A 24,042-nucleotide genomic window follows, 5' to 3' on the forward strand; every position below is an offset into this window, starting at 1 on the left:
GGTTTAATATGGGGGGCACGGCGGTGGGGCCCGCCATCCCGGCCGTCGCCGGGAGAACCGCGTCAGGTACGCCAACGGTCCCTGCCAGTGGCCCGCGTACTGGTGGGGAGGACAGGTGCCGACACCACGGCGCATCGACCCCGACGTCGACCTACGGGTGCCCGCCGACCGCCGCGAGCTCGACGCGCGCCCCGCGGCGGTGCTCGGCGTCGTCGCCGCGGGCGGCGCGCTCGGCGCGCTGGCGCGGGCCGCGGCCCAGGCGGCGCTGCCGCACTCCCCGACCGGCTTCCCCTGGGCCACCTTCGGCGTCAACGTGCTCGGCTGCCTGCTGATCGGGGCGCTGATGGCAGTGGTCGGCCGACGTCGCGTCCCGCAGCTGACCCGCCCCTTCCTGGGCGTGGGCGTGCTCGGCGGCTTCACCACCTTCTCCGCGTACGCGGTGGACGCCCATCGGGCGCTCGTCGCCGGGGCCGTCGGAACGGCGCTGGCGTACCTGGCGGCGACGCTGGTGGCCGGGCTGCTGGCGGTCGTGGCCGGCGACGCGCTCACCGCGCGGGTGCTGGACCGGTCCGGGGGTGGACGGTGACCGTTCTGCTCATCGTCCTCGGCGCGGCGGTCGGGGCCCCGCTGCGGTACCTCACCGACCGGGCGGTGCAGGCCCGACACGGCTCGGTCCTGCCCTGGGGCACGTTGACCGTCAACGTCGTCGGGTCGCTGCTGCTCGGCGCGGTGCTCGCGGTTCCGGCCGGGCCGGCCGTCACCGCGCTGCTCGGCACCGGTTTCTGCGGGGCCTTCACCACCTGGTCCACCTTCGGCTACGAGACGGTGCGGCTGGCCCGCGCCGGTGCCCGGACGGCCGCCCTGGCCCACGCGCTGCTCAGCGTGGTGGCCGGGCTGGCAGCGGCGGCGGCCGGCTACAACCTCGGGCAGGTGCTGGGCAGGTGAGTGGCGGCTGTGCACGCCCGGTCGGTGTGGGCGTATGGTGGGCGGACGCGGTCGTCGTCGCTGGCATCCGCGCGCCCGACGGCTGGCCCGCCGGGTAGCCGAGACTGCTGTGGACCGTACGGCCGGGCGGAGCGCCCGGGCAGCACGGATGGAACGGGGTGGCGCGGTGGAGTGGTTGCTGGCACCGGCGACCCCGGCGGCGGCCAGTGCGCTGCGCGTCGAGCTGACCGCCTTCCTGCGCCGGCACGCGCAGGAACGTGACGAGGTCGAAGACGCCGGGATGGTCATCTCCGAGCTGGTCGGCAACGCGGTCGAGCACGCCGGGGGCCCGGTCTGGGTGGGCCTGGACTGGTCGGGTGTGCGTCCCACGCTGGTGGTGCACGACCTCGGCCCGTCCTTCGACGTCGCCGACCTGCCGGCGCCGGCCACCGGCAGCATCCGGGGCCGCGGCCTGTGGCTGGTCCGCCAACTCGGCGCCGAGCTGGACGTGGTGGCCAAACGGGGCACCGGCAAGCGGGTGCGCAGCGTGCTGCCGGTGACCCGGCGGATCGAGGCTTCCTTCGACCCGCCCCGCCGGGAGGTCAACCCGCTGCCCGCTCTGGACGAGGCGGGCCCGCGCGGCTTCGGCAAGGAGTCCTTCCTGCGCGCCCTCGTCGTGGAACTGGCCCGCACGGCCGAGAACAGGCAGGGGCCTAGCGCCACGGAGGCGATGGTGGCCCAGGTGGGCGCGACCGTCGGCGGACAGATGGAGGAGGAGTACCGCCGTGCCCGGGACATGGCCGGCCGGCTGACCGCCGCGCAGGTCGCCGAGTGCTACCTGCGGCTCAAGTCGGCCATCGACGGCGATTTCTACGTCATCTCCGTGGACGACGAACGGATCGTGCTGGGTAACCGCCGCTGCCCCTTCGGTGACACCGTGCGGCGCGCGCCCGCGCTGTGCCGGATGACCTCCAGCGTGTTCGGCGGGATCGCCGCCCGCAACCACGGGGAGGCGGTCGTGCTGCTGGACGAGCGGATCGCCGTGGGCGACCCGGAGTGCCAGGTGACCGTGCTGCTCGGCGCGGCCGCCCAGCACAATCCGGGCGGCCACCACTACCGACAGGGCTCCTGAGTCTCGTCCGTTGCGGCTGTGGCGAGAGTGCGTCGCGTCGTGCGGACCGGTCGGCCATCCGGTTGACGTTTCCGCGAGCTGTCGCCAGATCGATCAACATTCGCCTTCGCGGGGCGTCCGACCCGGATCACGGAGCCGGGCCGGGCGCCCGCCGGTCAGCCGCGCAGCGCCACCACCGGGCCGAGGACGAAGATCGCCGGCGGCCGGACGTCCTCCCGGGTCGTCAGGTCCCCCACCTCGTCCAGCCGGGACACCCAGGTCCGCTGCCCCGGGTGCCCGGCGTCCTGCACCAGCAGCACGTGGGTGTCCGGCGCGCGGCCGTGCTCCACCAGTGCCGCCGCGATCTTGGCGATGGTGTCGACCGCCATCAGCAGCACCAGGGTGCCCCGGGCGCGGCCCAGGGCCACCCAGTCCACCAGGGACTGCGGGTGCCCCGGCGGCAGGTGCCCGGAGACGACGGTGAGGTCGTGGGCGACCCCCCGGTGGGTCACCGGGACGCCGGCCAGCGCGGGCGCGGCGAGCGCGCTGCTCACCCCGGGCACCAGGACCGTCTCCACCCCCGCCGCGGCGCACGCCTGGACCTCCTCGTGGCCCCGGCCGAAGACGTACGGGTCGCCGCCCTTGAGCCGGACCACCCGCTTCCCGGCGCGCGCGTGGTCGACCAGGGCGTCGTTGATGGCGTCCTGCGCCATCGACGGCCCACGCGGCACCTTGGCGGCATCGATCACCAGCACGCCCGAACGGAGCCCGGCGAGCAGCCCCGGCGGGGCGAGCCGGTCGGCCACCACCACGTCCGCGCTGTCCAGCATCGCCTTCCCGCGTACGGTGATGAGGTCGTCGGGGCCGGGTCCGCCGCCCACCACGGCGACCTGCCCCGGGCGCAGGCCGGGCCCGTGGTGACGGTGGTGGCCGCCGTCGTGGTGGTGGTGATGGTGGTGGCCGCCCACCGGGTCGTCGGGGTGGTCGTGCGGGGTCTGCGGCCGGCCCACCTTGTCGGCGAAGCCCGGCATCAGCACCCGGTACGCGCAGGTGTCGCAGTTCATCCGGATGTCCCCGCGCAGCGCCTCGACGTGCCGTTCCAGCACCAGGTCGGCCAGCGCGTCGCAGTCGCCGATCAGGTCGGCCACCCGCACGTCGAGGTCGGGATGCTCGGCGGCGAACGCCTGCGACTGGGCGACGATCCGGTCCGGCAGCACCCCGGCGAAGAGGAAGTACGGGGCGACGACGATCCGCCGGGCGCCCAGGCGACGCAGCCGCGCCAGCACGGCCGGCACCGACGGCTCCGCGAGGGAGACGAAGCCCGGCTCGACGCCGGCGTAGCCGCGGCCCTCCCACAGCAGCCGGGCCACCTTCGCCACCTCGGCGTTGGCGTCCGGGTCGGTGGAGCCCCGCCCGATCAGGGCCACCCAGGTGTCGGCCCGGTCCGCCCCGGCCAGGGCGGCGTCGATGCGCGCCTCCAGCGCGGTGTGCAGCAACGGGTGCGGGCCCAGCGGACGGCCGTACCGGTAGGTCAGGCCCGGGTGGCGGGCCTGCTCGCGAGCCATCGCGGCGGGGATGTCGCCCTTGCCGTGGCCGGCGGCGGTGAGCACCAGCGGCAGCGCGACCAGGCTACGGTGGCCCCGCTCGACGAGCGCGGTCACCGCGTCGGTGAGCGGCGGGCGGGACAGTTCGATGAACCCGCCCCCGACGTCGCCGACGCTGCCGCCGGCGCGGCGGCGGACGCGGTCGACGAGCGCGGCGAACTGGTCGACCCCGGCCGCGCTGCGCGTGCCGTGCCCGACGATGACCAGCGCGGTCATGGCGTTTCCTCCTGATAGAGCAGGGCGTTGAGAGCGGCGGCGGCGACTGCCGAGCCACCCTTCTCGCCGACGTTGGAGACGGCCGGCAGGCCGCTGGCCCGCAGGGCCGCCTTGGACTCGGCGGCACCGACGAAGCCGACCGGCAACCCCACCACCAGGGCGGGCGCCGCGTCCAGGGTGATCAGCTCCGCCAACGCGGTGGGGGCGCAGCCGACCACCCACACCGCGCCCGACCCCACCCGGTCCAGGGCGACGCGGACGGCGGCGGCCGAGCGGGTCAGGCCGGTGGCGCGGGCCAGCTCGGCGGCGGCGGGCTCGGCGACCGGGCAGACGATCTCCCGGCCGGCGCGGGTGATGCCGGCGGCCACCATCCACACGTCGGTGACGACGGCCGCACCGGCACGCAGCGCGGCCAGGCCGCCTTCCAGGGCCGTCTCGTCGCAGACCAGTCCGCTGACGTAGTCGAGGTCGGCGCTGGCGTGTACCACCCGCTCGGTGACGGCCCGGGTCAGCGGGGGCAGGTGGGTCAGGTCAACCCGGGAGCGCAGGATCCGGTACGACTCCTGCTCGATCGGGTGCACGGCCCGGGTCACGGTGTCGCCTCCGCGACGAGCAGGGCCCTGGCGACGGGGCGTACCCGCCCGGCACGGCCGCACCGGCCGACAGCGGGCGCGGCGGTCGGGGTCGAGGTCATCGGTCTCCTCGTGGGTCGGGGGTGGCGCGGATGGCGTCCACCGGGCAAATCTCCAGGCACTCCAGGCAACCGGTGCACCGGTCGGCGCGGACGGTCAGCCCGCCGGGAACGGGCCAGATGGCGTGCGTCGGGCAGGTGAGCAGGCACGCGCCGCAGCCCTGGCAGGCGTCGACGGTCACCGGCGCGCTCACGACCGCCACCGGTAGCCGCGCGGGGTCACCATCCGCCCGCCGACCATCCGGGTCTGTGAGCTGCCGACCACCACCACGCTGTACATGTCGACCGCCGCCGGGTCGACGGTGGCGAGGGTGGCCAGGTGCACCCGCTCGCCGTCGCGGCTGGCGTGGCGTACCACCCCGACCGGGGTGTCCGGCGGGCGGTGCGCGGCGAAGGTCTTCAGCGCCGCGCCGAGCTGCCAGTCCCGAGCCCGGCTGCGCGGGTTGTAGAGCAACGCCACCAGGTCTCCCTCGGCGGCGGCGGTGATCCGCCGGGCGATGACCTCCCACGGGGTGTGCAGGTCGGACAGGCTCAGGTAGACGTGGTCGTGCCCGAGTGGGGCGCCGAGCAGCGCCGAGGCGGCCAGCCCGGCGGTCACCCCGGGTACGCCCACCACGTCGATGCGTTCGTCGGCGTGCTCCAGGGCGGGGCTGGCCATCGCGTACACGCCGGCGTCGCCGGAGCCGACCAGCGCGACGGCGTGCCCGGCGGTGGCCTCGGCGACGGCGGTCCGGGCCCGTTCCTCCTCGGCGCCGAGCCCGCTCACCAACACCCGGGTGCCCACGCGAAGCAGGTCGCGGACCTGGTCGACGTACTGGTCGAGGCCGACGACCACGGCGGCGCGGCGCAGTTCGGCGACCGCGCGGGGGGTGCGCAGGTCTGCCGCTCCCGGGCCGAGGCCGACGATGGCCAGCCGGCCGCGCGGGGCGTGCCGGGCAACCGCGACGGTCGCCATCGCCGAGGCGGTCTTCGCCACCAGCAGGGTTCCGCCGCCGGCCAGCGCCGCGGCCTCGGCGACGCTGGGGGTGCCGACGGCGGCGCGGACCACCTCGCTGGGGTGCGGCACGTCGACCGCCGCCAGCTCCGCCGCCGGCCGGGTCACCAGGGGTACGCCGAACGTGGCGGCCGTCGCCACGATGCCCGCCTCGTCGGCCTTGAGGTCGACGCTGGCAAGGCAGCGCAAACTGGCCGGGGCCAGGTCGGCGGCGGCGAGCGCCCGGCGCAGCAGGCCGGTCACCTCGGCGGTGGGGACGCCACGACTGGAACCGACCCCGGCGACCAGCGACGGCGGCCGCAGCACGGCGGTCCGGTCGTCGAGCGGCACGATCCGGTCGGTGACCAACAGCCGGTGGGCGTCGACGGGGGCGTCGGCGCGGACGTTCGGCGGCAGGGCGGGCAGCGGCCAGGTGGCGTCGGCGACCAGCCGGACCGGTGCGCCGTCGAGGATCGCCCGGGACACCGCGGCGACCGCGCCCTCGACGGGCCAACCCAGGGTGTCCAGCCCGGGCAGGCCGACCGCGTCGGTGGCGGTGGTGACGACCGGCCGGGCGTCGAGCAGCGCGGCCACCTCGGCGGCGAGCGCGTTGGCGCCGCCGGCGTGCCCGCCGAGCAGGGCGACGGCGTGCCGGGCCGCCTCGTCGACGACCACCACGCCCGGGTCGGTGTGTTTGTCGCCCAGCAGCGGCGCGAGGATCCGCACCACCGCTCCGGTGGCAAGGAAGGCCACCACCGCGTCGCACTCGGCCCAGGCGCTGCGCAGCGCGTCGGCGGCGCTGCCGGCCTCGACGAGCCGCGCGTGCGGCCAGGCGTCGGCCAGGACGGCGGCGTGCCGGCGGCCGGCGGAGGTGGCCGCGACGAGCCCGACGCGGGAAGTGGCAGGGCTGGTCACGGGCGCTCCCCGGTGATGACGACCACCGGGTTGGTGGCCGCGAGTCGGACGGAACCACCGGGCAGGTCGGCCAGGCGGGCGGCGGCGAGTTGGCTGCCGGAGACGGCGTAGCCGGCGGCGCGCAGCAGGTGAACGGCGGGGGCGACCCGGTCCAGGGCGGCGAGGGTGGCCACCAACCGGTCTGGCCGGCGGGCGGCAACCGCGGCGAGCACGTCGGTGCCGCCCCCGCCGACGAACACGGCGTCCGGGTCGGGCAGTCCGTGCAGGGCCGCCGGGGCGTCGCCGGTCACCACCCGCAGGTGCACGCCGTGCCGGGCGGCGTTGGCGGCGACCGGCGCGGTCGGGTCCCGTTCGACGGCGATGACCGCCGCGCCGAGCAGCGCGCACTCGATGCCGACCGAGCCGCTGCCCGCGCCGACGTCCCAGACCAGCCGGCCGAGGCGGGGACGGAGCCGGGCCACCACGAGGGCGCGCACCTCCGCCTTGGTGATCATGGCGGCGCGGTGGGCGTACGCGGACTCGGGCAGGGCCCAGCCGCTGGCGGGCGCGGCGGCCGGCTGGTTGTCGGTCCGCATCGGCCCGACGCCGGGCCGGAGCTTCCCGCCGGCCGAGCCGGCCTCGGCGGTTACGGCCGCGCCCTCCTGCGAGGCGGCGCCGCCCGCCGGGGCCAAACCGTCGGCGGCGGCCGGGGTGAGGCTGAGCAGCACGTGCGGGTCGGCCCAGACCCGCCCGGCCGCCGCATCGGCGGTGGTCCAGGTGACCCGCTCCGCGTCGGTGCCGAGGTGCTCGGCCACGACGAAATCACGGGGCCAGCCGGCCAGACCCGCGCCGATCTCGGCGGCCCCCGCGCCGGGGGCGGTGAGCACCGCGACGGCGGGCAGCGCCCGGCAGGCGTTCAGCGCGGGCCGCAGGTCCCGCCCGTGCGCGGTGACCACGGCCGCGCCGTCCCAGTCCAGGCCGGCGCGGGCGAAGGCGGCGGCGACGCTGGAGACGGCGGGCAGCACCCGCACCGGCAGACCGGCCGCGCGCAACCGCCGGACGATGCCGAAGAGCCCAGGGTCGCCGCTGGCCAGAACGACTGCCGGAGCCCCGGCGGCGACGGCGGCGGCGAGCCGGTCCAGGGCGGGGGCGAGCGGCCCGAGCACGACGGTCGTCGCGGCGGCCGGCACCGCCACGGCGGCGAGGTGCCGGGCCGCCCCCACGACCAGCCGGGCCCGGGCCAGCAGCGGCGCGACGGCAGGGTGCGGCGGGGCTCCCCCGGCGTCGACCCCGACCACGCTGACCAGGGGCTCACCGGCCGCCCGGGGTTGCGGTCCGGTCACGCCGCCCACCGCCCCGAGGAGGCGACCGTCCGGGAGCCGGCGAAGTCCACCATCGCCACGTCGACGGCGACGGCGTGACCCGCGAAGCGGAGCAGCACCTGGCGTACCCGGCGGCAGAGCAGGTCCCCGGCGGGGCCGAGCAGCCCGGCGGCCTCCCACAGCTCGTACGCGTGCCGACCGGTGTTCGCCGCCGCGACGGCCGAGACGAGATCGGCGTCCCCGCCCGCCTCGGCGGTGACCGCGCCGAGCAGCGACAGGTCCACCCTGGACCGGGTGTAGTGGGTCATCAGGATCCCGGCCGCCAGCTTGGCCAGTTTGCCGGCCATCCCGACGAAGACCACCGAGGTCATGCCGTCGCCGACGGCGGCGGTGACCGCCGCGCCGGTGAAGTCGCCGACCTCGACGAAACACACCTCGGGCAGCTCCGGCAGCAGCGCCCGGGCGGCCCGCTCGGTACGCCCACCGGTGCACAGCACCACGGTCCGCTCCCCCTGCGCGGCCATCACGTGCACCGCCTGCACGACGCTGGCCCGCCAGGAGGCGGTGGAGAAGGGACGGACGATGCCGGTGGTGCCGAGGATGGAGATCCCACCGAGGATGCCGAGCCGCCGGTTGGTGGTCTTGCGGGCCATCACCTCACCGCCCGGCACGCTGATCACCACGCTGACGCCCACCTCGGTCAGGTCGACCACCTCGGCGACCGCCTCGCCGATCATGCGGCGCGGGGTGTCGTTGATGGCCGGGCCGCCGACGGCCAGGCCGAGCCCGGGTTTGGTGACGGTGCCGACGCCGGGGCCGCCGTCGAGCCGCAGGCCCGGCTCGGCACGCCAGCCGACGGTGGCGGTCAGCTGCGCGCCGTGGGTGACGTCCGGGTCGTCCCCGGCGTCCTTGACCACCACCGCCTCGGCCTGCGCCGCGGGCGGCGGCGTGAGGTCGCAGCGGGCGACGGGGAAGGTGACCCGCTGCCCGGCGGGCAGCCCGATCTCCACCTCTTTCGGCGGTGTCCCGGTGACCAGTGCGGTCACCGCCGCCTTCGCCGCCGCCGTCGCGCAGGCCCCGGTCGTCCAGCCGGTACGCAGGGCGGTGGGCCGGACCTTGGCGGTGCGCGGCAGGTCCGGCTCCCGCAACGGCGGCTCGGCGTACGTCATCGGGGCGGCCCGTCCCCGGCGGCTGTCCCGGCCGCGCCGGCACCACCGGCCGTCCCGGCCGCGTCAGCACCACCGGCCGTCCCGGCCGCGTCAGCACCACCGGCCGTCCGCGCGTCAGCACCGCCGGCCGTCCCGGCCGCGTCGACGCCGCCGGCTGTCCCGGCCGCGCCGGCGGACCGGGTACGGCGCAGCGCGGTCCGGGCGGCCGGCTCGGCCCGGCGGTAGGTGTGAAAGTGCCCGGGGTGGTAGAGGTGCGAGCGGGTGCCGGCGGCCGCGAGCGCCGGACCGACCAGGAACAGGGTGTGCTTCCACAGTCTGTGTTCCTTGACCGTGGCCTCCAGCTCGCCGAGAGTGCAGCGCACCACCAACTCGTCCGGCCAGGTCGCCTGGTAGGCCACCACGACCGGGGTGTCCGGCGGATAGCCGCCGGCGAGCAGTTCGGCCTGCGCCTGCCCGGAGCGGGCGGCGGAGAGAAAGAGCGCCATCGTGGTGCCGTGCCGGGCGAACTCGCGCACCCGCTCCCCCGCCGGCATCGGCGTCTTTCCGCCCTCCAGCCGGGTGAGGATGACCGACTGGGCCACCTCGGGGATGGTCAGCTCGCGGCCGACGATCGCCGCGACGGCGGTGAACGAGCTGACGCCGGGGACGACCTCCACGGCCAGCCCGAGGGCCCGACACAGATCGAGCTGTTCCTGGACCGCTCCCCACAGCGCCGGGTCGCCGGAGTGGATCCGGGCCACGGTCAGGCCGTCGGCAGCCGCCCGCCGGTAGAGCGGCAGCACCCCCTCGATGGGAAGCTGGGAGGAGTCGACGATCTCGGCGTCGGCGCGGGCGTGGGCGAGCACGTCGGCGTGCACCAGGCTGGCCGCCCAGACCACCACGTCCGCCTCGGCGATCACCCGGGCGGCGCGCAGGGTGAGCAGGTCGGCGGCGCCGGGGCCGGCCCCGACGAACCACACCTTTCCGTTGGTCACAGCTTTCCTCCCCGCCGGTCCCGGCGGGCGGGGACCAGCAGCGTCGACAGGTACGGCAGGTCGTCGTCGGCGCCGCCGACCGGGCCGATCCGCTCTCCGGGCAGGCCGAGGCCCCGGCCGAGCACCGCGTCGGTCAGCCGGCCGTGGCGGCGCAGCGCGTCGATCAGCTCGGGGTGGCGGCGCCAGCCCTTGTAGACCACGACGGTGCCGGGGCCGGCGAGGGCGTCGTCGACCAGGGCCAGCCCGGCGGTGGCCGGCAGCAGGGTGAGCGGTTCCCGGCCCTCGCACAGCGGCACGCCGCTGCGGGCGGCGAGGTCCTGCATGGCGGTGATCCCGGGCACGGAGCGCACCTCGACCGCCGGGCGCAGGGCGCGCACGCTCTGCGCCAGGTAGCGGAAGGTGGAGTAGACGTTCGGGTCGCCGATGGTGGCGAAGGCGATCGAGCGGACACCGCCGTCGAAGGCGGCGACCACGACCGCCGCGGCGGCGTCCCAGGCGGCTTCCCGGCGGGCGGTGACCCCGCCGGTGTCGTCGAGGGCGAACGGCAGCCGGCGCAGCCGGTCCGCCGGGACGTACTCGCGCACGGTGGCCTCCGCGCGCCCCGCCGGCGCGTCACCGTCGGCCGCTGGCCGGTCCATCACCGGTACGACCACCAGATCGGCCTCGCGCAGCACCCGCACCGCCCGCAGGGTGAGCAGGTCCGACTCGCCCGGTCCCACGCCGACCCCGGTCAGCAGGGCGGACCGGCCGCCGTCGGGCCTCGGCTCGGTGCGGTCCGGGGCCTCGTCGGCCCGGCCCGGCCCGGTCGGGCCGGGCCGGGTGGGCGTCGGGCCGGACGGCGGGCGACCCGGGTGGCTGGCGCTCACCGGCTCGCCGCCTCGACGAGGCGGCGGGCGGCCAGTGGCCGGCTGGCCCAGTGGGTGTGCAGGTAGGAGGCGTGCACCCGGCCGGTGACGAAGCCGTGCGCGGTGCCGTCCCAGTGCCATGCCGGCCGGTCACCGTACGCCGGGTCGGTGACGGTGCGGTGGAACTCGTGGCCGCGTACCGGCTCGCCGGCCCGGTGCACCGGGGAGTCGGCGGCGGCGACGGCGTCGCGGTAGCCGAGGGTGAGCCGGCCGGTCATCCGGGCGGTGTGCGGCAGCCGCCCGCACATCGGCACGCCGTCGAGGGTTTCGCCGAGGTAGAGCAGTCCGGCGCACTCGGCGACGACCGGCCCGTCGAAGTCGGCCAGGTCGGCGCGGAGCCCGGTGTTGGCCGCGAGGGCCTCGGCGTGCACCTCGGGGAAGCCGCCGCCGATGACCACCGCCCGGGTGCCGGCCGGCAGGGCGGGGTCGCGCAGCGGGTCGACGGTGACCACGGCGGCGCCGGCGGCGGTGAGCAGCTCGGCCGTCTCGGCGTACGAGAAGGTGAAGGCCGGCCCGCCGGCGACCGCGACGATCGGGCGGCCCTCGCCGGCCGGGCCGCCGACGGCGTCGGCCGGACCCCAGGCGGGGACGGTGAGTGGCGGGGCGGTGCGGGCCAGGTCGAGCACGGCGTCGAGGTCGACGGTGGCCTCGACCAGGCCGGCGAGCGCTTCGACGACGGCCAGCGACTCCGGCGCCCGTTCGACGACCGGCACCAGCCCGAGGTGGCGGGCGGGCGCGGCCACCTCGGCGGCCCGGGTGACCGCCCCGAGCACCGGTACGCCCACCTCGGCGAGAGCATCGCGCAGCAGCTGCTCGTGCCGAGGCGAGCCGACCCGGTTGAGGATCACCCCGCCGATCCGCACGCCGGGGTCGAAGGCGCGCATGCCGAGCACCAGCGCGGCGGCGGAGCGGCCCTGCGCGGTGGTGTCCAGGACCAGCAGCACCGGCGCGTCGATGAGCCGGGCGACGTGCGCGGTGGAGGCGTACGCGCCGCGACCGACCGCGCCGTCGTGCAGCCCCATCACGCCCTCGACCACGGCGACGTCGGCGGGGGTGGGGACACTGGCCCCGTGCCGCAGCAGGGGTGCGACGCGGTCCTCGCCGACCAGCCACGGGTCGAGGTTGCGCCCGGGGCGGCCGGCGGCGAGGGCGTGGTAGCCGGGGTCGATGTAGTCGGGGCCGACCTTGTGCGGGCTGACGGTCAGGCCACGGCGGCGCAGCGCGGCGAGCAGCCCGGTGGCCACGGTGGTCTTGCCGTGCCCGCTGGCCGGCGCGGCCACGACCAGCCGGGGCAGCGCCCAGCGGTCGGTCACCACTCGATCCCCTTCTGGCCCTTCCGGCCGGCGTCCATCGGGTGCTTGATCTTGGTCAGTTCGGCGACCAGGTCGGCGGCCTCGACCAGGCGGGGGTCGGCGTCCCGGCCGGTGATCACCACGTGCTGGAAGCCGGGCCGCTCGGTCAGGGTGGCCACCACCTCGTCGACGTCGACCCAGCCCCACTTCATCGGGTAGGTGAACTCGTCGAGCACGTACAGGCCGTAGCGCTGCGCGGCGAGGTCGCGCTGGATCTGCCGCCAGCCCTCCAGCGCGTCGGCGGCGTGGTCGGCCTCGCCGCCGCGCTGGATCCAGGACCAGCCCTCGCCCATCTTGTGCCAGGCGACGGGAGCGCCCTGGCCGGTGCGCTCGTGCACCTCGCCGAGGGCCCGGAAGGCGGCCTCCTCACCGACCCGCCACTTGGCGCTCTTGACGAACTGGAACACCCCGATCGGCAGCCCGGCGGTCCAGGCCCGCAGCGCCAGCCCGAAGGCCGCGGTCGACTTCCCCTTCATCGCTCCGGTGTGCACGATGGTCAGCGGCCGGTTGCGTCGCTGCCGCGTGGTCAGTCCGTCGGCGGGCACGTGCGAAGGCTTCCCCTGCGGCATCAGGCAACGCTCCTGGCGGTCGTGAACAGGGACGGGATGTCGCCACGGCCGAGGGTCGGGCCATGCGACGGGCGGGCACCGGCCAGGGCGGCCAGCGGGGCGGTGGCGACCTCGGCGAGCCGGTGGTGGGCCGCGCCGAGCTGGGCGGCGAGACGGCGGGCCAGGTCGAGGCGGACCGGGCCGGACTCGCAGTCCACGACGATGCTGGGGGCGCCGCTGGCGGCGAGCAGCGCCGCGGCGTGGGCGGCCCGGTCCAGCGGACGCGGCCCGGCGGTGGCCCGGCCGTCGGTGACGACCAGCACCAGGGGGCGGCGTCTCGGGTCGCGCAGCCGCTCGACCCGCAGCAGGTCGGCCGCCGCGAGCAGCCCCTCCGCGAGCGGGGTGCGCCCTCCGGTGGGCAGTTCCGCCAGCCGGGTCGAGGCGGCCAGCACGGAGGAGGTGGCCGGCAGCACGATCTGCGCGCCGGCGCCGCGGAACGCGACCACGGCGATCTTGTCCCGGCGCTGGTAGGCGTCGGTGAGCAGGGCGAGCACCGCGCCCTTGACCGCCGCCATCCGCTGTCGCGCGCCCATCGATCCGCTGGCGTCGACCACGAAGAGCACCAGGTTGCCCTCGCGTCCCTCGCGGACCGCCTCCCGTAGGTCGGCCGGGCGCAGCACGAGCGGCCCACCGCCCCGGCCCCGTCCGCGCTGGTGCGGGGCGGCGGCCCGCAGGGTGGCGGGCAGGTGCAGCACACCGGGCCGCCCGGCGGGCACCCGCGCGCCGGTGGTCCGGCCCCGCCCGGTCCGCGCCCGGGACCGCCGGCCGGGCACCCCGTCGCCGACGCCGGGGGCGGTGAACAGCCGGGCCTTCAACCCCTGGTCGGGTACGGCCGCCGGCTGCGCCGTCGCCGCCTCGTCGCCGTGGCGGGGCCGGTCGGCCCCGGGGTCGGCGCCCGCGCCGGTTCCGGTCGCGCGGTCGTCCCCGCCGAGGTCCTGCCCGTCGGGGTCGCCATTTCCCCGATCGGCGGAGTCACCGAGGCCGGAACCGCCGTCGGGGCCGCCGTCAGCGTCCGGACCGCGACCGCCGTCCGGGCCGCTGGGGCCGTCACCCGGGCCGGGACCACCGTCAGGGCCGGGACCGTCGTCGTCCGGGTCGTCGGGGTGTTCCTCCCGGGCCCGGTCCAACGCCTCGTCGAGGCGCTTGTCGTCCAGGCCGGGGCTGTCGAACGGGTCGCGGCGGCGGCGGTGCGGCAGGGCCAGCCGGGCGGCGACCCGCACGTCCTCGGCGGTCACCCGCTCCCGGCCCTGCCAGGCGGCGTGCGCGACGGCGGCGCGGGCGGTGACGATGTCGGCGCGCATCCCGTCGACGTCGAACGCCGCGCACACCTCGGCGATCTGCCGCAGTGCCGCGTCGGGCAGCAGCACCCGGTCCAGCCGCCGCCGGGCGGCGGCGACCCTGCCGGCCACCTCCGCGTCGGCGTCGGCCCACCGGGCGGCGAACCCGGCCGGGTCGGCGTCGGCGGCGAGCCGGCGGCGGACCACCTCGACGCGGACGGCCGGGTCGCGGCTGGCGGCCACCTCCACGGTCAGCCCGAACCGGTCGAGCAGCTGCGGACGCAGCTCCCCCTCCTCCGGGTTCATCGTGCCGACCAGCAGGAACCGGGCGGCGTGGCTGACCGACACGCCCTCCCGCTCGACGTGGCAGCGGCCCATCGCGGCGGCGTCGAGGAGCAGGTCCACCAGGTGGTCGTGGAGCAGGTTCACCTCGTCGACGTAGAGCACGCCCCGGTGGGCGGCGGCGAGCAGGCCCGGCTCGAAGGCGCGTACCCCCTCGGCGAGAGCCTTCTCCAGGTCGAGCGAGCCGACCACCCGGTCCTCGGCGGCGCCCACGGGCAGCTCGACCAGGCGGGCCGGACGGCGCTCGGCCGGCGCGGCGGCCGGATGCGGCCCGTCCGGGCAGCCGGGGTCGGGCACGGCCGGGTCGCAGCCGAAACGGCAGCCGGCCACCCGGTCCACCGGCGGCAGCAGCGCCGCCAGGGCGCGCACGGCGGTGGACTTGGCGGTGCCCTTCTCGCCCCGAACGAGCACCCCGCCGACGGCCGGGCTGACCGCGTTGAGCAGCAGCGCGAGACGCATGTCGTCCATGCCGAGCACCGCCGAGAACGGATACCCGCTGATGGCACTACCCTCTTTCGTCATCGGGAGCCTCCGGGGAACGCTTCGCCCGCTTGTCCCACGAGGACTGAGGTGAGACGGCGTCCGTGGGAGCGACCGGCGGAGGTCCGACGCCTTCGAGGGTGTTGCCCCGTGCGGGCTGCTCCATCAGCACAGGACTGGGAGTCGGTCTCACTGTTTCTCCTCCAGGTCACCCTCGCTGGCCAGGTACGTCTCGCGGAGCCGCTCCAGCGTGGCCGGGTCGGGCGCGGCCCACAGTCCCCGGTCGGCGGCCTCCAGGAGGCGTTCGGTGATGCCGCGCAACGCCCACGGGTTGGACCGCTCCAGGAACTCCCGGTTCTCCTCGTCGAAGACGTACGCGGCGGTCAACTGCTCGTACATCCAGTCGTCGACGACGCCGGCGGTGGCGTCGTAGCCGAACAGGTAGTCCACGGTGGCCGCCAGCTCGAACGCGCCCTTGTAGCCGTGCCGGCGCATCGCGGCGAGCCAGCGCGGGTTGACCACCCGGGCGCGGAACACCCGCCGGGTCTCCTCGCCGAGGGTGCGGGTACGCACGTCGTGCGGCATCGCCGAGTCCCCCACGTACGCCGCCGGGGCCGCGCCGGTGAGGTGGCGCACCATCGCCACCATCCCGCCGTGGTACTGGAAGTAGTCGTCGGAGTCCACGATGTCGTGCTCGCGGGTGTCCTGGTTCTTCACCGCCACCGCGATGCGGGCGAAGGAACGTTCCATGTCGACGCGCGCCTCCCGGCCGTCGAGCCCCCGGCCGTACGCGTAGCCGCCCCAGACGGCGTACACCTCGGCCAGGTCGGCGTCGGTGCGCCAGTTGCGGGCGTCGATCAGCGGCAGCAGCCCCGCCCCGTACGCGCCGGGTTTGGAGCCGAAGATCCGGGCGGTGGCCCGCCGTTCGTCGCCGTGCTCGGCCAGGTCGGCGGCGACGTGGGCGCGGACGTGGTTGTCGGCGTCCGGCTCGTCGAGGGCGGCGACCTGCCGCACCGCGTCGTCGATGAGCGCGACGACGTGCGGGAAGGCGTCCCGGAAGAAACCGGAGATGCGCACGGTGACGTCGATGCGGGGGCGGCCCAGCTCGGCCAGGGGCACCACCTCCACGCCGGTGACCCGGCGGGACCGGTCGTCCCACCGGGGACGGCAGCCGAGCAGGGCGAGGACCTCGGCGATGTCGTCGCCCTGGGTCCGCATGGCGCTGGTGCCCCACACGGTGAGCCCGACCGAACGCGGGTACGCCCCGGTGTCGGCGAGGTGCCGGGCCAGCAGCGACTCGGCGAGGGCCACGCCGACGTCCCAGGCGTTGCGGCTGGGGATGGCCTTCGGGTCGACGGAGTAGAAGTTGCGGCCGGTGGGCAGGACGTTGACCAGGCCCCGGGTGGGTGAGCCGGACGGGCCGGGCGGCACGAACCGCCCGTCGAGCGCGCCGACCACCCGGTCGATCTCGTCGGTGGTGCGGTCCAGCCGGGGCACCACCTCGCGGGCGGCGAAGCGCAGCACCTCGACGGCGTCCGGGATCGACCGGCCGGTGACCTGCTCGACCACGGCATCCACCGCGGTCGCGTCCCAGCCGAGGGTCTCCATGCCGGCGACCAGACGGCGGGCCAACCCTTCGATCAGGTCGACGGCGTCGGCGGCGGTGACGGCCGGCCCGTCGGCCACCTCGGTCAGCGTCGCCGGCACGGCCACCCGTTCCCCCGGCGCGGCGAGCAGCGCCTGCTCGTCGAGACCGTACCCGGCGGCGAGGGCCTGCCGCAGGCCGGGCAGGACGCGCACACCGCCCCAGACCTGCGGGGCGCGCAGCACGGCGAGGACCAGGTTCACCCTCGCCTCCCCGGCGGGGGCCTCGGCGAGGATGTGCAGGCCGTCGCGAATCTGCACGTCCTTGACCTCGCAGAGGTAGCCGTCGAGGTGAAGCACGAAGTCGTCGAAGTCGTCGGCGGCGGGCATGTCCTCGGTGTGCAGGTCGTGGTGCAGTTCGGCGGCCCGGACGAGCTGCCAGATCTGCGCCCGCACGGTGGGCACCTTGGCCGGGTCGAGAGCCTGCACGGTGGCGTACTCGTCGAGCAGTTGCTCCAGCTTCGCCAGGTCGCCGTAGGTTTCGGCACGGGCCATCGGCGGCACGAGGTGGTCGACGACGACGGCGTGGGCGCGGCGTTTGGCCTGGGTGCCCTCACCGGGGTCGTTGACGATGAACGGATAGACCAGCGGCAGGTCACCGAGGACGGCGTCGGGGGCGCAGTCGGCGGCCAGCCCGAGGCCCTTGCCCGGCAGCCATTCCAGGGTGCCGTGCTTGCCGAGGTGCACCACCGCGTCCGCACCGAAGCCGCCGTCGGCGACCGGCGCGGCCAGCCACCGGTACGCGGCCAGGTAGTGGTGGCTGGGCGGCAGGTCCGGGTCGTGGTAGATGGCGATGGGGTTCTCACCGAAGCCGCGCGGCGGCTGGATCAGCAGAGTCACGTTGCCGAAGCGCAGCCCGGCGGGGACGATGTCTCCACCGTCGACGTACAGCTCGCCGGGAGGCTCGCCCCAGTGTTCCCGGATCGCCTCGCGCAGGTCGGCCGGCACCCGCTCGAACCACCGCCGGTAGGTCTGCCCCGGCACCCTGGCCTCTGCGGCGGCGAGCTGCTCCGGAGTCAGCCACTCCACGTCGTGCCCGCCTGCGGCGATCAGCGCGTGGATCAGCGCGTCCCCGTCGGTGGGCGGCGGGTCGTCGCCGAGGTGGTAGCCGGCGTCGGCGAGGGCGGCCAGCAGCCGCACCGCCGAGGCGGGGGTGTCCAGGCCGACGGCGTTGCCGACCCGGGAGTGCTTCGTCGGGTACGAGCTGAGCACGACCGCGACCCGTTTGTCGGCGTTGGGCACGTGCCGCAGCCGGGCCTGCCGGACGGCGATGCCGGCGACCCGGGCGGCGCGCTCGGGGTCGGCGGCATAGACCGACAGCCCGTCGGCGTCGATCCGCTTGAACGAGAACGGCACGGTGACGATCCGGCCGTCGAACTCGGGGATGGCCACCTGCATGGCGGCGTCCAGTGGGGACAGGCCCGCGTCGCTGCCGGCCCACTGTTCGCGGGTGCTGGTGAGGCAGAGCGCCTGGATGACCGGGATGTCGAGGGCGGCGAGCGCGCCGACGTCCCAGGCGTCCTCGTCGCCCCCGCCGGCGGCGTCGGCGGCGACCGTGCCCCCGGCGGCGAGCACGGTCACCACCAGGGCGTCGCAGCGGGCGAAGAGGTCCAGCGGGCCGGCACCGGGGGCCAGTCCACGCAGCGAGCCGCAGAAGATCGGTAGCGGGTTCCCACCGGCGGCGGCGACCGCGTCGGCGAGGACGTCGACGAAACCGGTGTTGCCAGCCAGGGCGTGCGCCCGGTAGAAGACGATCCCGACGGTGGGCCGGCCAGGGTCGGCGGCCCGGTCGCCGTGCACGCCGTACCCCGGGGTGGGGGCGGGCGGCTCGAAGCCCTCGCCGGTGAGCAGGACCGTGTCGGAGAGGAACCCGGCCAGCTGGGCGAGGTTTTCCGGGCCCCCTTCGACCAGGTAGGACAGTGCGTCGGTGGCTACCCCGGCGGCCACGGTGGAGGCCGCCATCAGCTCGGCGTCGGGCACCGCCTCACCACCGAGGACGACCGTCGGCACACCGGAGGCGAGCACCGCGGCTAGGCCGTCCGGCCACGCCTGGCGGCCGCCGAGCAGCCGTACGACGGCCACGTCGACGCCGTCGAGCAGCCCGGGCACGGCGTCGACGCCGACCCGGGCGGGATTGGCCAGCCGGTAGTCGGCGCCGCTGGCGCGGGCGGCGAGCAGGTCGGTGTCGGCGGTGGACATCAGCAGGACGCGCACGGGCGGCTCCGGAGAGTGACGCCCGGGTTGCCGCGAGGACGGTCGGGCGATGACGAGAGGTGGGCGCGAGGTCGGCGGGTGGCGGGTCCGGCCGGCCGGCACGTGGGCCGGCGGAGCCCGACGGCGTCAGCGGTGCGCGGTGCGGCGACCGGTGCGGACCGGGCCGGTCGGAACAGCTGCGGCGGTACGGCGGTTCGTGGGTGCGGCGGCGCGCCCGGAACGGGTACGACGGAAGCCGCCTGCGGTGGAGACGCTGCGCGTCATCGGGTCCTCCTCGGGTGTCCACGCCCTGGGGTCAGTCCGACGGCCGAAGTATCCTGGCTCCCGGATCGACGCTCACCCCCGGCCTTCCAGCCGCAGACACACGGCCGTGGCACACGAGGGGGGATCGCTCCCCGGTGACAGTGGCGGGACCGCGCCGGAATCGCACCGGCTTCCTTCACTGCCGTCAGGCCGCGAATGCTGCCACACCCTTCGCCGCCGGGTCAACGCGCCGGCGTCGGACCCTGCGCATGCCGTTGACGAATCCGTGGCTGACCGGACCGACGCCGGCGAAGCGGCTCGATCGTGAACGGCCTGAAGAGCACATGCTCAACCTACCGTCGTCGCAGAACATGTGCGTGCTGGCGACCACGGGACCGGACGGGCCACTGGTGCGCCCGTAGCGCTCGCTGCGGATTGCATCGTGGGGCCCGGTTTCGACGCCCTACGGCCAAGCCAGGTGCGGCGCCACCGCGGACCGCTAGTTCCTGAGAGCGGCGGTGAGACCGTCGAGGACGATCGCCAGCCCCTGCCGGAACTCGTCGGCGGGCGACACGGTCCGCGCCGCCCTCGCGGTGCTGGCTAGGTGCGGGAAGCTGTCGGTCGGGAGGGCTGCCATGGCTTCGGTGCCCGCTGCAGCCAGGGCCGCGAGGTACTCCGTCTGGACCGCACCAATGAGATAGTTGACGACGGTGCGCTGGGCGACCACCCGCTTGCGGCCGGTGAACCCGGCGTCGGTGAGCGCGGCGAGCATGGACTCCATCCACTGCAGGGACCTCGTCGCGGTCTGCCGGTGTGCCAACAGCAGAGGTATCGCTGGCGGGTGGGCACTGGCCGCGTCTCGCAGGCGCAGTACCAGAAGCGTGACTCGGTCGGCCCAGGGTGCGGCTGGGGGCACTTCGGCTTCCACCGGGTCGAGCACCAGCTCGACGACCAGCCGCTCCAGATGTTGCCGCCCGGTGACGTACTTGTAGAGCGCCATCGTGCTGACGCCCAGCTCGGCAGCGACCGTGCGCATGGAGAGCCCGACCGCGCCCTCCCGGTCAAGGACCGTCAGCGCGGCGTGGGCGATCACGGCGGGGCTGAGTGAACGCGGTCGAGGCACACCCGTGAGCGTACCGTGTACTCTTACCGATCGTAGGCGTACACCGCACACTTACGCACCGAAGTGGGTGAACCATGGCTCAGTCCGTCAGCCTGACCGAATGGATCCGTGAGCACGGCCTGGTGCTGTCCTCACTGGACCTGGACGCCCCGGTGGAGGAGCTGGAGCCCGTGCTGGGGATGGTCGGTGATGCCCGGGTGGTGGCGATCGGGGAAAGCTCCCACCACGTCCGGGAGTTCTTCCAGCTGCGTCACCGGCTGCTGCGGTTTCTCGTCGAACGGTGCGGGTTCACGGTGTATGCCCTGGAGGCACCGTTCACCGAGGGGCGGGCTCTCGCCGACTGGCTGCACGGAGGCCCAGGCGCGGTGGAGACGGTGACGGCCGCAGGCATCGCCCTGTCCCTGGGCGACGCACCGGAGGTTTACGAGGCCCTGGCCTGGCTCCGGTCCCACAACCAGCGCCGGCCCGACTCACCGGTGCGGTACGCCGGCGCTGACGTTCCCGGCTCGTTGGGCTCGCCCTTGCCGGCGCTGGAGGAAGTATCGACCTACCTGCGCGACATCGACAGCGACGCTCTGGTGCCACTGGGCCGCGCGCGGGCCGTGGCGGAGAAGTTCCACCAGGACCTGCCGTTCGCCACCATGATGGCGTACTCGGCCGTGAGCGAGCCTGACCGGGAGACACTGACCGCCGCGCTGAGTGAGCTGCTGGCGCGGATGGAGCGCCTGGCCAGCCGCCAACGCAGCTTGGGCCGCGCCGCCAGGCACGTGCTCGCCACCCACCACCTGCGGGGGGCCTGGTATATCGACCAGTTGCACCGGGCACAACTCACGGAGGGGATCGAGGTGGCATCCACCTTCCGCGATCTCTACATGGCCGAGACGGTACTGCGTCTGCTGGCCGAAACGCCCGGAAGCCGGATCGTCCTCGCGGCGCACAACTGGCACATCCAGCGGGCACCGGCGAAGCACGTCAGCGGCGCGGACCTGTTCCCTGCCGGGTACCACCTCGCTGCTGCCCTCGGCGACGACTACCGCGCCATCGGGGTGACCGCCGGACACGGACACACCGCCGTGTCCGATGTGGAGGCACTGGCGCAGGGCGCATTTCCGTTCCGGGAGGCGCCGCTACCGCCACCCGAGGATGACACGCTCGAAGCGGCGTTCCCGCTGGACCGGATGTGCACGATCGCGGACCTCCGCGCCGCGTCCGTGACCGTGGCCGACGCGGCGGCCTACCGACGGATGAGGATGGCCGACTACTTCCTCGACCAGCCCGCATTCCACGCCTACGACGCCGTCGCGCTGGTCAGCGAAACCCACGGAAGCGCCCGGACCCGCTGCCAGTAATGCAGCCCCAGCCGGCTACCGGACATCCGCGTCAGCGCATCCGGCGCTCCGGGTGGGCCCGGTTCCAGGCGCGCATCCGCTCCGGGTAGCCGGTCTTCGCCGCCTCGTACAGCGGCACCGCGTGCCGGTGCGCCAGCTTCGCCGCCGCCCGCGGTGAGCCGGTGCGGCGGCGGATCCACTCACCGTCGTGGGCGATCGCCATCACGGTGGTGTCGGTGGCGGTGGTCTCCGGTTCGAGGTAGAACTCCACGCCGTGCCGGCTGGTCACGAACGCCTCCAGCGCGGCCAGGTCGTCCCGGGTGCCCTCCCGGTCGAGCTTCGTCGGGATCCCCTCCACGGCTCGGGGCCGCCGGCTGAACCAGCCCATCTGCCCGCTCCTTCCCTCGGCTGACCTCCAGTTCAGCACCCGAACCTGTCAGCAGGCTGCGAGGACGATGACAACGACCTGACCGTCGGTCAGCCGAGTGCGGCCAGCTCCGCGTCGGTCAGTCGCAACGCGCCGGCGGCGACGTTCTCCACCAGATGTGCCGGGTCGCCGGTGCCGGGGATGGCCAGCACGTGCGGGCCCTGGTGCAGGGTCCAGGCGAGGCGTACCTGCTGCGGGGTGGCCCCGTGCGCCCGGGCCACCGCCCGCACGGCGTCGGCGTGCTCGGTCACCGCGCCAAACTCCCGCCGCGTCCCGGTGAGGGTGAAGAACGGCACGTACGCCACCGACCGCGCCCCGCACTCGCGCAGCAGCGCGGCCTGGTCGCCCCGGTTGTCGACGGCGTAGGTGTTCTGCACGCAGACCACCGGGGCGATCGCCTGCGCCTCGTCGAGGTGGTCGAGGCGGACGTTGGACAGGCCCAGGTGCCGGATCAGCCCGGCCTCGCGCAGCGCGGCCAGCGCGCCGAAGGACTCGGCGACCCGGTCGCGGCCCGGCCGCCTCACGATGCGCAGGTTCACCACGTCGAGGTGGTCGCGGCCTAGCCGGCGCAGGTTCTCCTCCACCTGGGCGCGCAGCCCGGCCGGAGAGACGTCCTCGCGCAGGCCGCCCACCGGGTCGTGGACGAAGCCGACCTTGGTGGCGATCACCAGGTCCTGTGGATACGGGACGAGCGCCGCGCGGATCAGCTCGGTGGCGTACCGCGCCGGGCCGGTGCCGACGTTCAGGGTGCCGCCCGGCGAGACATAGAAGGCGGCGGTGTCGATGTGGTTCACGCCCAGCGCGACGGCGCGCCGCAGCACGCCGATAGCCCGGCCGGTGTCCGGGTGCGGGGTGATCCGCATGGAGCCGAAGCCCATCCGGCGCACGGTCGCATCGCCCAGGGTCCAACTGCCCGCGGCGGCCGCGGTGATCTCGTCGACAGGCATCCGACGACCCTAGCCACCCCCGGCCGGCCGGGTAGTCGGCCGCGCACCCGATACCGGCGGCACCCGCCCGCTGCTAGGTTCTATGTGCTGGGGTGCTGCGCCGGTGGGCGGGTCACCGGCACCAGGGCCAGTGTCGGGATCAGCAGCAGCGGCACCACCAGCAGCGCGCGCAGCGTCCCCACCCGGTCACCGAGCAGGCCCAGCAGCGGCGGGCCGGCCAGGAACGCCGTGTAGCCGACCACCGCGACCACGCTGACCCGGACGGCGGCGTGTTCCTCGTCGTCGGCGGCGGCGCTCATCCCCACCGGGAAGCCGAGCGAGGCCCCGATTCCCCACAGCGCCACCCCGACCATCGCCACCGGCCCGTTGCCGGCGAGCACCGCCAGGCCCGCGCCGAGCGCGGCGAGCAGGATCGTGCCGACCAGCACCGGCACCCGACCCCAGCGGTCGATCAGGACGGTGCCGGCGGTCCGGCCGAGGGTCATGCCGGCGACGAAGATGCCGAAGACGACCGCGCCGGTCGCCTCGCTGACGCCGTACCCGTCGATGAAGGCGACCGCGACCCAGTCCGTGGCGCTGCCCTCGGCGAACGCCATGACCAGGACGAACGCGCCGATGAGCAGGGTGCGCGGCTCCCGCCAGGCGGCGCGCAGGGCACCACGGCGGGCGGCCGGGCCGCCGTCGGCTCCCGGGGTGGCGGGCGGCTCCGGCAGGAACGCCCGTGCGCCGAGCAGCGTGCCGCCGAGCACCACCGCGGCCAGCACGCCCAGGTGCGCCCAGATCGGCAGGCCGACCCGGGCGGCGCCGGCACCGAGCCCCGCGCCGGCCACCGTGCCCAGGCTCCAGGCGGCATGGAAACGGGGCAGGATGGTGCGCCCGATCCGCTTCTCCACCGCCGCGCCCTCGACGTTCATCGCGACGTCGCAGGCGCCCAAGCCGTAGCCGAAGACGACCAACCCGACCGCCACGCCGGGCAGCCAGCCGACCAGCCCGGTGGCGAGCCCGGCGACGGTCAGGCCGAGGGCGACCAGCACGGTGGCGACCACCACCGTGCGGGCCGGGCCGAGGCGCTGGGTGACCAGCCCGGCCGTGGACAGGGCGAGCACCGAGCCGGCCGACAGGGCGATGAGCAACAGGCCGAGCCGACCGGCGCTGAGGTCGAGCGCCTCCCGGACCGCGGGGACCCGGGAGAACCAGGTGGCCACGGCGAGGCCGTTGAGGGCGAAGACCACCGCGACGCCGGTGCGGGCGGCCAGCACCGCCGGGGGTACGGC

The 24,042-nt window shown here is 75.8% G+C and carries 21 protein-coding genes, 1 pseudogene and 1 riboswitch; of the genes and pseudogenes, 5 read left to right on the forward strand and 17 right to left on the reverse strand.

All coding sequences use genetic code 11. The features are described 5' to 3' along the window. Positions 1-115 precede the first annotated feature (115 nt). The 3 genes from E1193_RS16730 (at position 116) to E1193_RS16740 (ending at position 2,056) form a co-directional block, all read left to right on the forward strand. The gene (locus E1193_RS16730; RefSeq protein ID WP_132184124.1) at positions 116-586 is read left to right on the forward strand and encodes a CrcB family protein; all 471 of its coding nucleotides are present in this window, start codon (positions 116-118) and stop codon (positions 584-586) included. Further along, positions 583-945, forward strand: coding sequence for a fluoride efflux transporter CrcB (gene crcB, locus E1193_RS16735; protein WP_132184125.1), 363 nt, complete (start codon positions 583-585; stop codon positions 943-945). The genes E1193_RS16730 and crcB overlap by 4 nt, the downstream gene beginning before the upstream one ends. 148 nt (positions 946-1,093) lie before the next feature. Then, a complete protein-coding gene (locus E1193_RS16740) occupies positions 1,094-2,056 on the forward strand; it encodes a methanogen output domain 1-containing protein (RefSeq protein WP_165945757.1) in 963 nt (320 codons plus the stop codon). Positions 2,057-2,211: 155 nt separating this feature from the next. On the opposite strand, the gene cobA is transcribed toward E1193_RS16740, so the two are convergent. The 13 genes from cobA to E1193_RS31930 all read right to left on the reverse strand — a co-directional run bounded on the left by cobA (position 2,212) and on the right by E1193_RS31930 (position 18,964). Further along, a complete protein-coding gene (gene cobA / locus E1193_RS16745; RefSeq protein ID WP_132184127.1) occupies positions 2,212-3,855 on the reverse strand; it encodes a uroporphyrinogen-III C-methyltransferase in 1,644 nt (547 codons plus the stop codon). After that, positions 3,852-4,448, reverse strand: a complete 597-nt coding sequence (locus E1193_RS16750) for a precorrin-8X methylmutase (RefSeq protein WP_132184128.1) — start codon at positions 4,446-4,448, stop codon at positions 3,852-3,854. The genes cobA and E1193_RS16750 overlap by 4 nt, the downstream gene beginning before the upstream one ends. A gap of 97 nt (positions 4,449-4,545) precedes the next feature. Continuing rightward, a complete protein-coding gene (locus tag E1193_RS16755) occupies positions 4,546-4,749 on the reverse strand; it encodes a 4Fe-4S binding protein (protein WP_132184129.1) in 204 nt (67 codons plus the stop codon). Beyond that, positions 4,737-6,434, reverse strand: coding sequence for a precorrin-3B C(17)-methyltransferase (gene cobJ / locus E1193_RS16760; RefSeq protein ID WP_132184130.1), 1,698 nt, complete (start codon positions 6,432-6,434; stop codon positions 4,737-4,739). Before cobJ ends, E1193_RS16755 begins: the two co-directional genes overlap by 13 nt. After that, positions 6,431-7,756, reverse strand: coding sequence for a precorrin-6y C5,15-methyltransferase (decarboxylating) subunit CbiE (gene cbiE / locus E1193_RS16765; RefSeq protein WP_243707730.1), 1,326 nt, complete (start codon positions 7,754-7,756; stop codon positions 6,431-6,433). Before cbiE ends, cobJ begins: the two co-directional genes overlap by 4 nt. After that, complete coding sequence (locus E1193_RS16770; RefSeq protein WP_132184132.1) at positions 7,753-8,904, reverse strand: cobalt-precorrin-5B (C(1))-methyltransferase; 1,152 nt, start codon at positions 8,902-8,904, stop codon at positions 7,753-7,755. The genes cbiE and E1193_RS16770 overlap by 4 nt, the downstream gene beginning before the upstream one ends. Then, positions 8,901-9,878 (reverse strand): precorrin-4 C(11)-methyltransferase, encoded by a 978-nt coding sequence (gene cobM, locus E1193_RS16775; protein ID WP_243707732.1) that lies wholly within the window; start codon positions 9,876-9,878, stop codon positions 8,901-8,903. The genes E1193_RS16770 and cobM overlap by 4 nt, the downstream gene beginning before the upstream one ends. After that, positions 9,875-10,615 carry a precorrin-2 C(20)-methyltransferase gene (gene cobI / locus E1193_RS16780; RefSeq protein ID WP_132184141.1) on the reverse strand — a complete coding sequence of 247 codons (741 nt, stop codon included), beginning with the start codon at positions 10,613-10,615 and terminating at the stop codon, positions 9,875-9,877. The genes cobM and cobI overlap by 4 nt, the downstream gene beginning before the upstream one ends. A 125-nt stretch (positions 10,616-10,740) precedes the next feature. Continuing rightward, entirely contained in the window at positions 10,741-12,099 is a 1,359-nt protein-coding gene (locus E1193_RS16785; RefSeq protein ID WP_132184133.1) for a cobyrinate a,c-diamide synthase, read from the reverse strand. Then, positions 12,093-12,704, reverse strand: coding sequence for a cob(I)yrinic acid a,c-diamide adenosyltransferase (cobO, locus tag E1193_RS16790; RefSeq protein ID WP_132184134.1), 612 nt, complete (start codon positions 12,702-12,704; stop codon positions 12,093-12,095). Before cobO ends, E1193_RS16785 begins: the two co-directional genes overlap by 7 nt. Further along, positions 12,704-14,884, reverse strand: a complete 2,181-nt coding sequence (locus E1193_RS16795; protein ID WP_132184135.1) for a putative cobaltochelatase — start codon at positions 14,882-14,884, stop codon at positions 12,704-12,706. The genes cobO and E1193_RS16795 overlap by 1 nt, the downstream gene beginning before the upstream one ends. A gap of 147 nt (positions 14,885-15,031) precedes the next feature. Further along, positions 15,032-18,700 carry a cobaltochelatase subunit CobN gene (gene cobN, locus E1193_RS16800; protein ID WP_132184136.1) on the reverse strand — a complete coding sequence of 1,223 codons (3,669 nt, stop codon included), beginning with the start codon at positions 18,698-18,700 and terminating at the stop codon, positions 15,032-15,034. A 126-nt stretch (positions 18,701-18,826) separates the two neighbouring features. Beyond that, a complete protein-coding gene (locus tag E1193_RS31930; protein ID WP_165945758.1) occupies positions 18,827-18,964 on the reverse strand; it encodes a hypothetical protein in 138 nt (45 codons plus the stop codon). A gap of 46 nt (positions 18,965-19,010) precedes the next feature. Further along, a riboswitch (cobalamin riboswitch) is annotated at positions 19,011-19,140 on the reverse strand. A gap of 72 nt (positions 19,141-19,212) precedes the next feature. Between E1193_RS31930 and E1193_RS33205 the strand changes: the two are divergent. Further along, a pseudogene (locus tag E1193_RS33205) lies at positions 19,213-19,353 on the forward strand (pyridoxamine 5'-phosphate oxidase family protein); the annotation flags it as partial. A gap of 89 nt (positions 19,354-19,442) precedes the next feature. Here the strand turns inward: E1193_RS33205 and E1193_RS16810 are convergent. Next, entirely contained in the window at positions 19,443-20,066 is a 624-nt protein-coding gene (locus E1193_RS16810) for a TetR/AcrR family transcriptional regulator C-terminal domain-containing protein (RefSeq protein WP_132184137.1), read from the reverse strand. A gap of 74 nt (positions 20,067-20,140) precedes the next feature. On the opposite strand from E1193_RS16810, the gene E1193_RS16815 reads away from it, so the two are divergent. Continuing rightward, positions 20,141-21,415, forward strand: coding sequence for an erythromycin esterase family protein (locus E1193_RS16815; RefSeq protein WP_132184138.1), 1,275 nt, complete (start codon positions 20,141-20,143; stop codon positions 21,413-21,415). 31 nt (positions 21,416-21,446) lie between these two features. Here E1193_RS16815 and E1193_RS16820 read toward each other — a convergent pair whose 3' ends face one another. The 3 genes from E1193_RS16820 to E1193_RS16830 form a co-directional block, all read right to left on the reverse strand. Then, positions 21,447-21,782, reverse strand: coding sequence for a hypothetical protein (locus tag E1193_RS16820; RefSeq protein ID WP_132184139.1), 336 nt, complete (start codon positions 21,780-21,782; stop codon positions 21,447-21,449). A gap of 89 nt (positions 21,783-21,871) precedes the next feature. After that, complete coding sequence (locus E1193_RS16825) at positions 21,872-22,768, reverse strand: aldo/keto reductase (RefSeq protein WP_132184140.1); 897 nt, start codon at positions 22,766-22,768, stop codon at positions 21,872-21,874. Between the two features lie 80 nt (positions 22,769-22,848). After that, positions 22,849-24,027, reverse strand: a complete 1,179-nt coding sequence (locus E1193_RS16830; RefSeq protein ID WP_132184142.1) for an MFS transporter — start codon at positions 24,025-24,027, stop codon at positions 22,849-22,851. Positions 24,028-24,042: the final 15 nt, after the last annotated feature.

Source organism: Micromonospora sp. KC606 (genome assembly GCF_004348675.1).
Taxonomy (GTDB): Bacteria; Actinomycetota; Actinomycetes; order Mycobacteriales; family Micromonosporaceae; genus Micromonospora.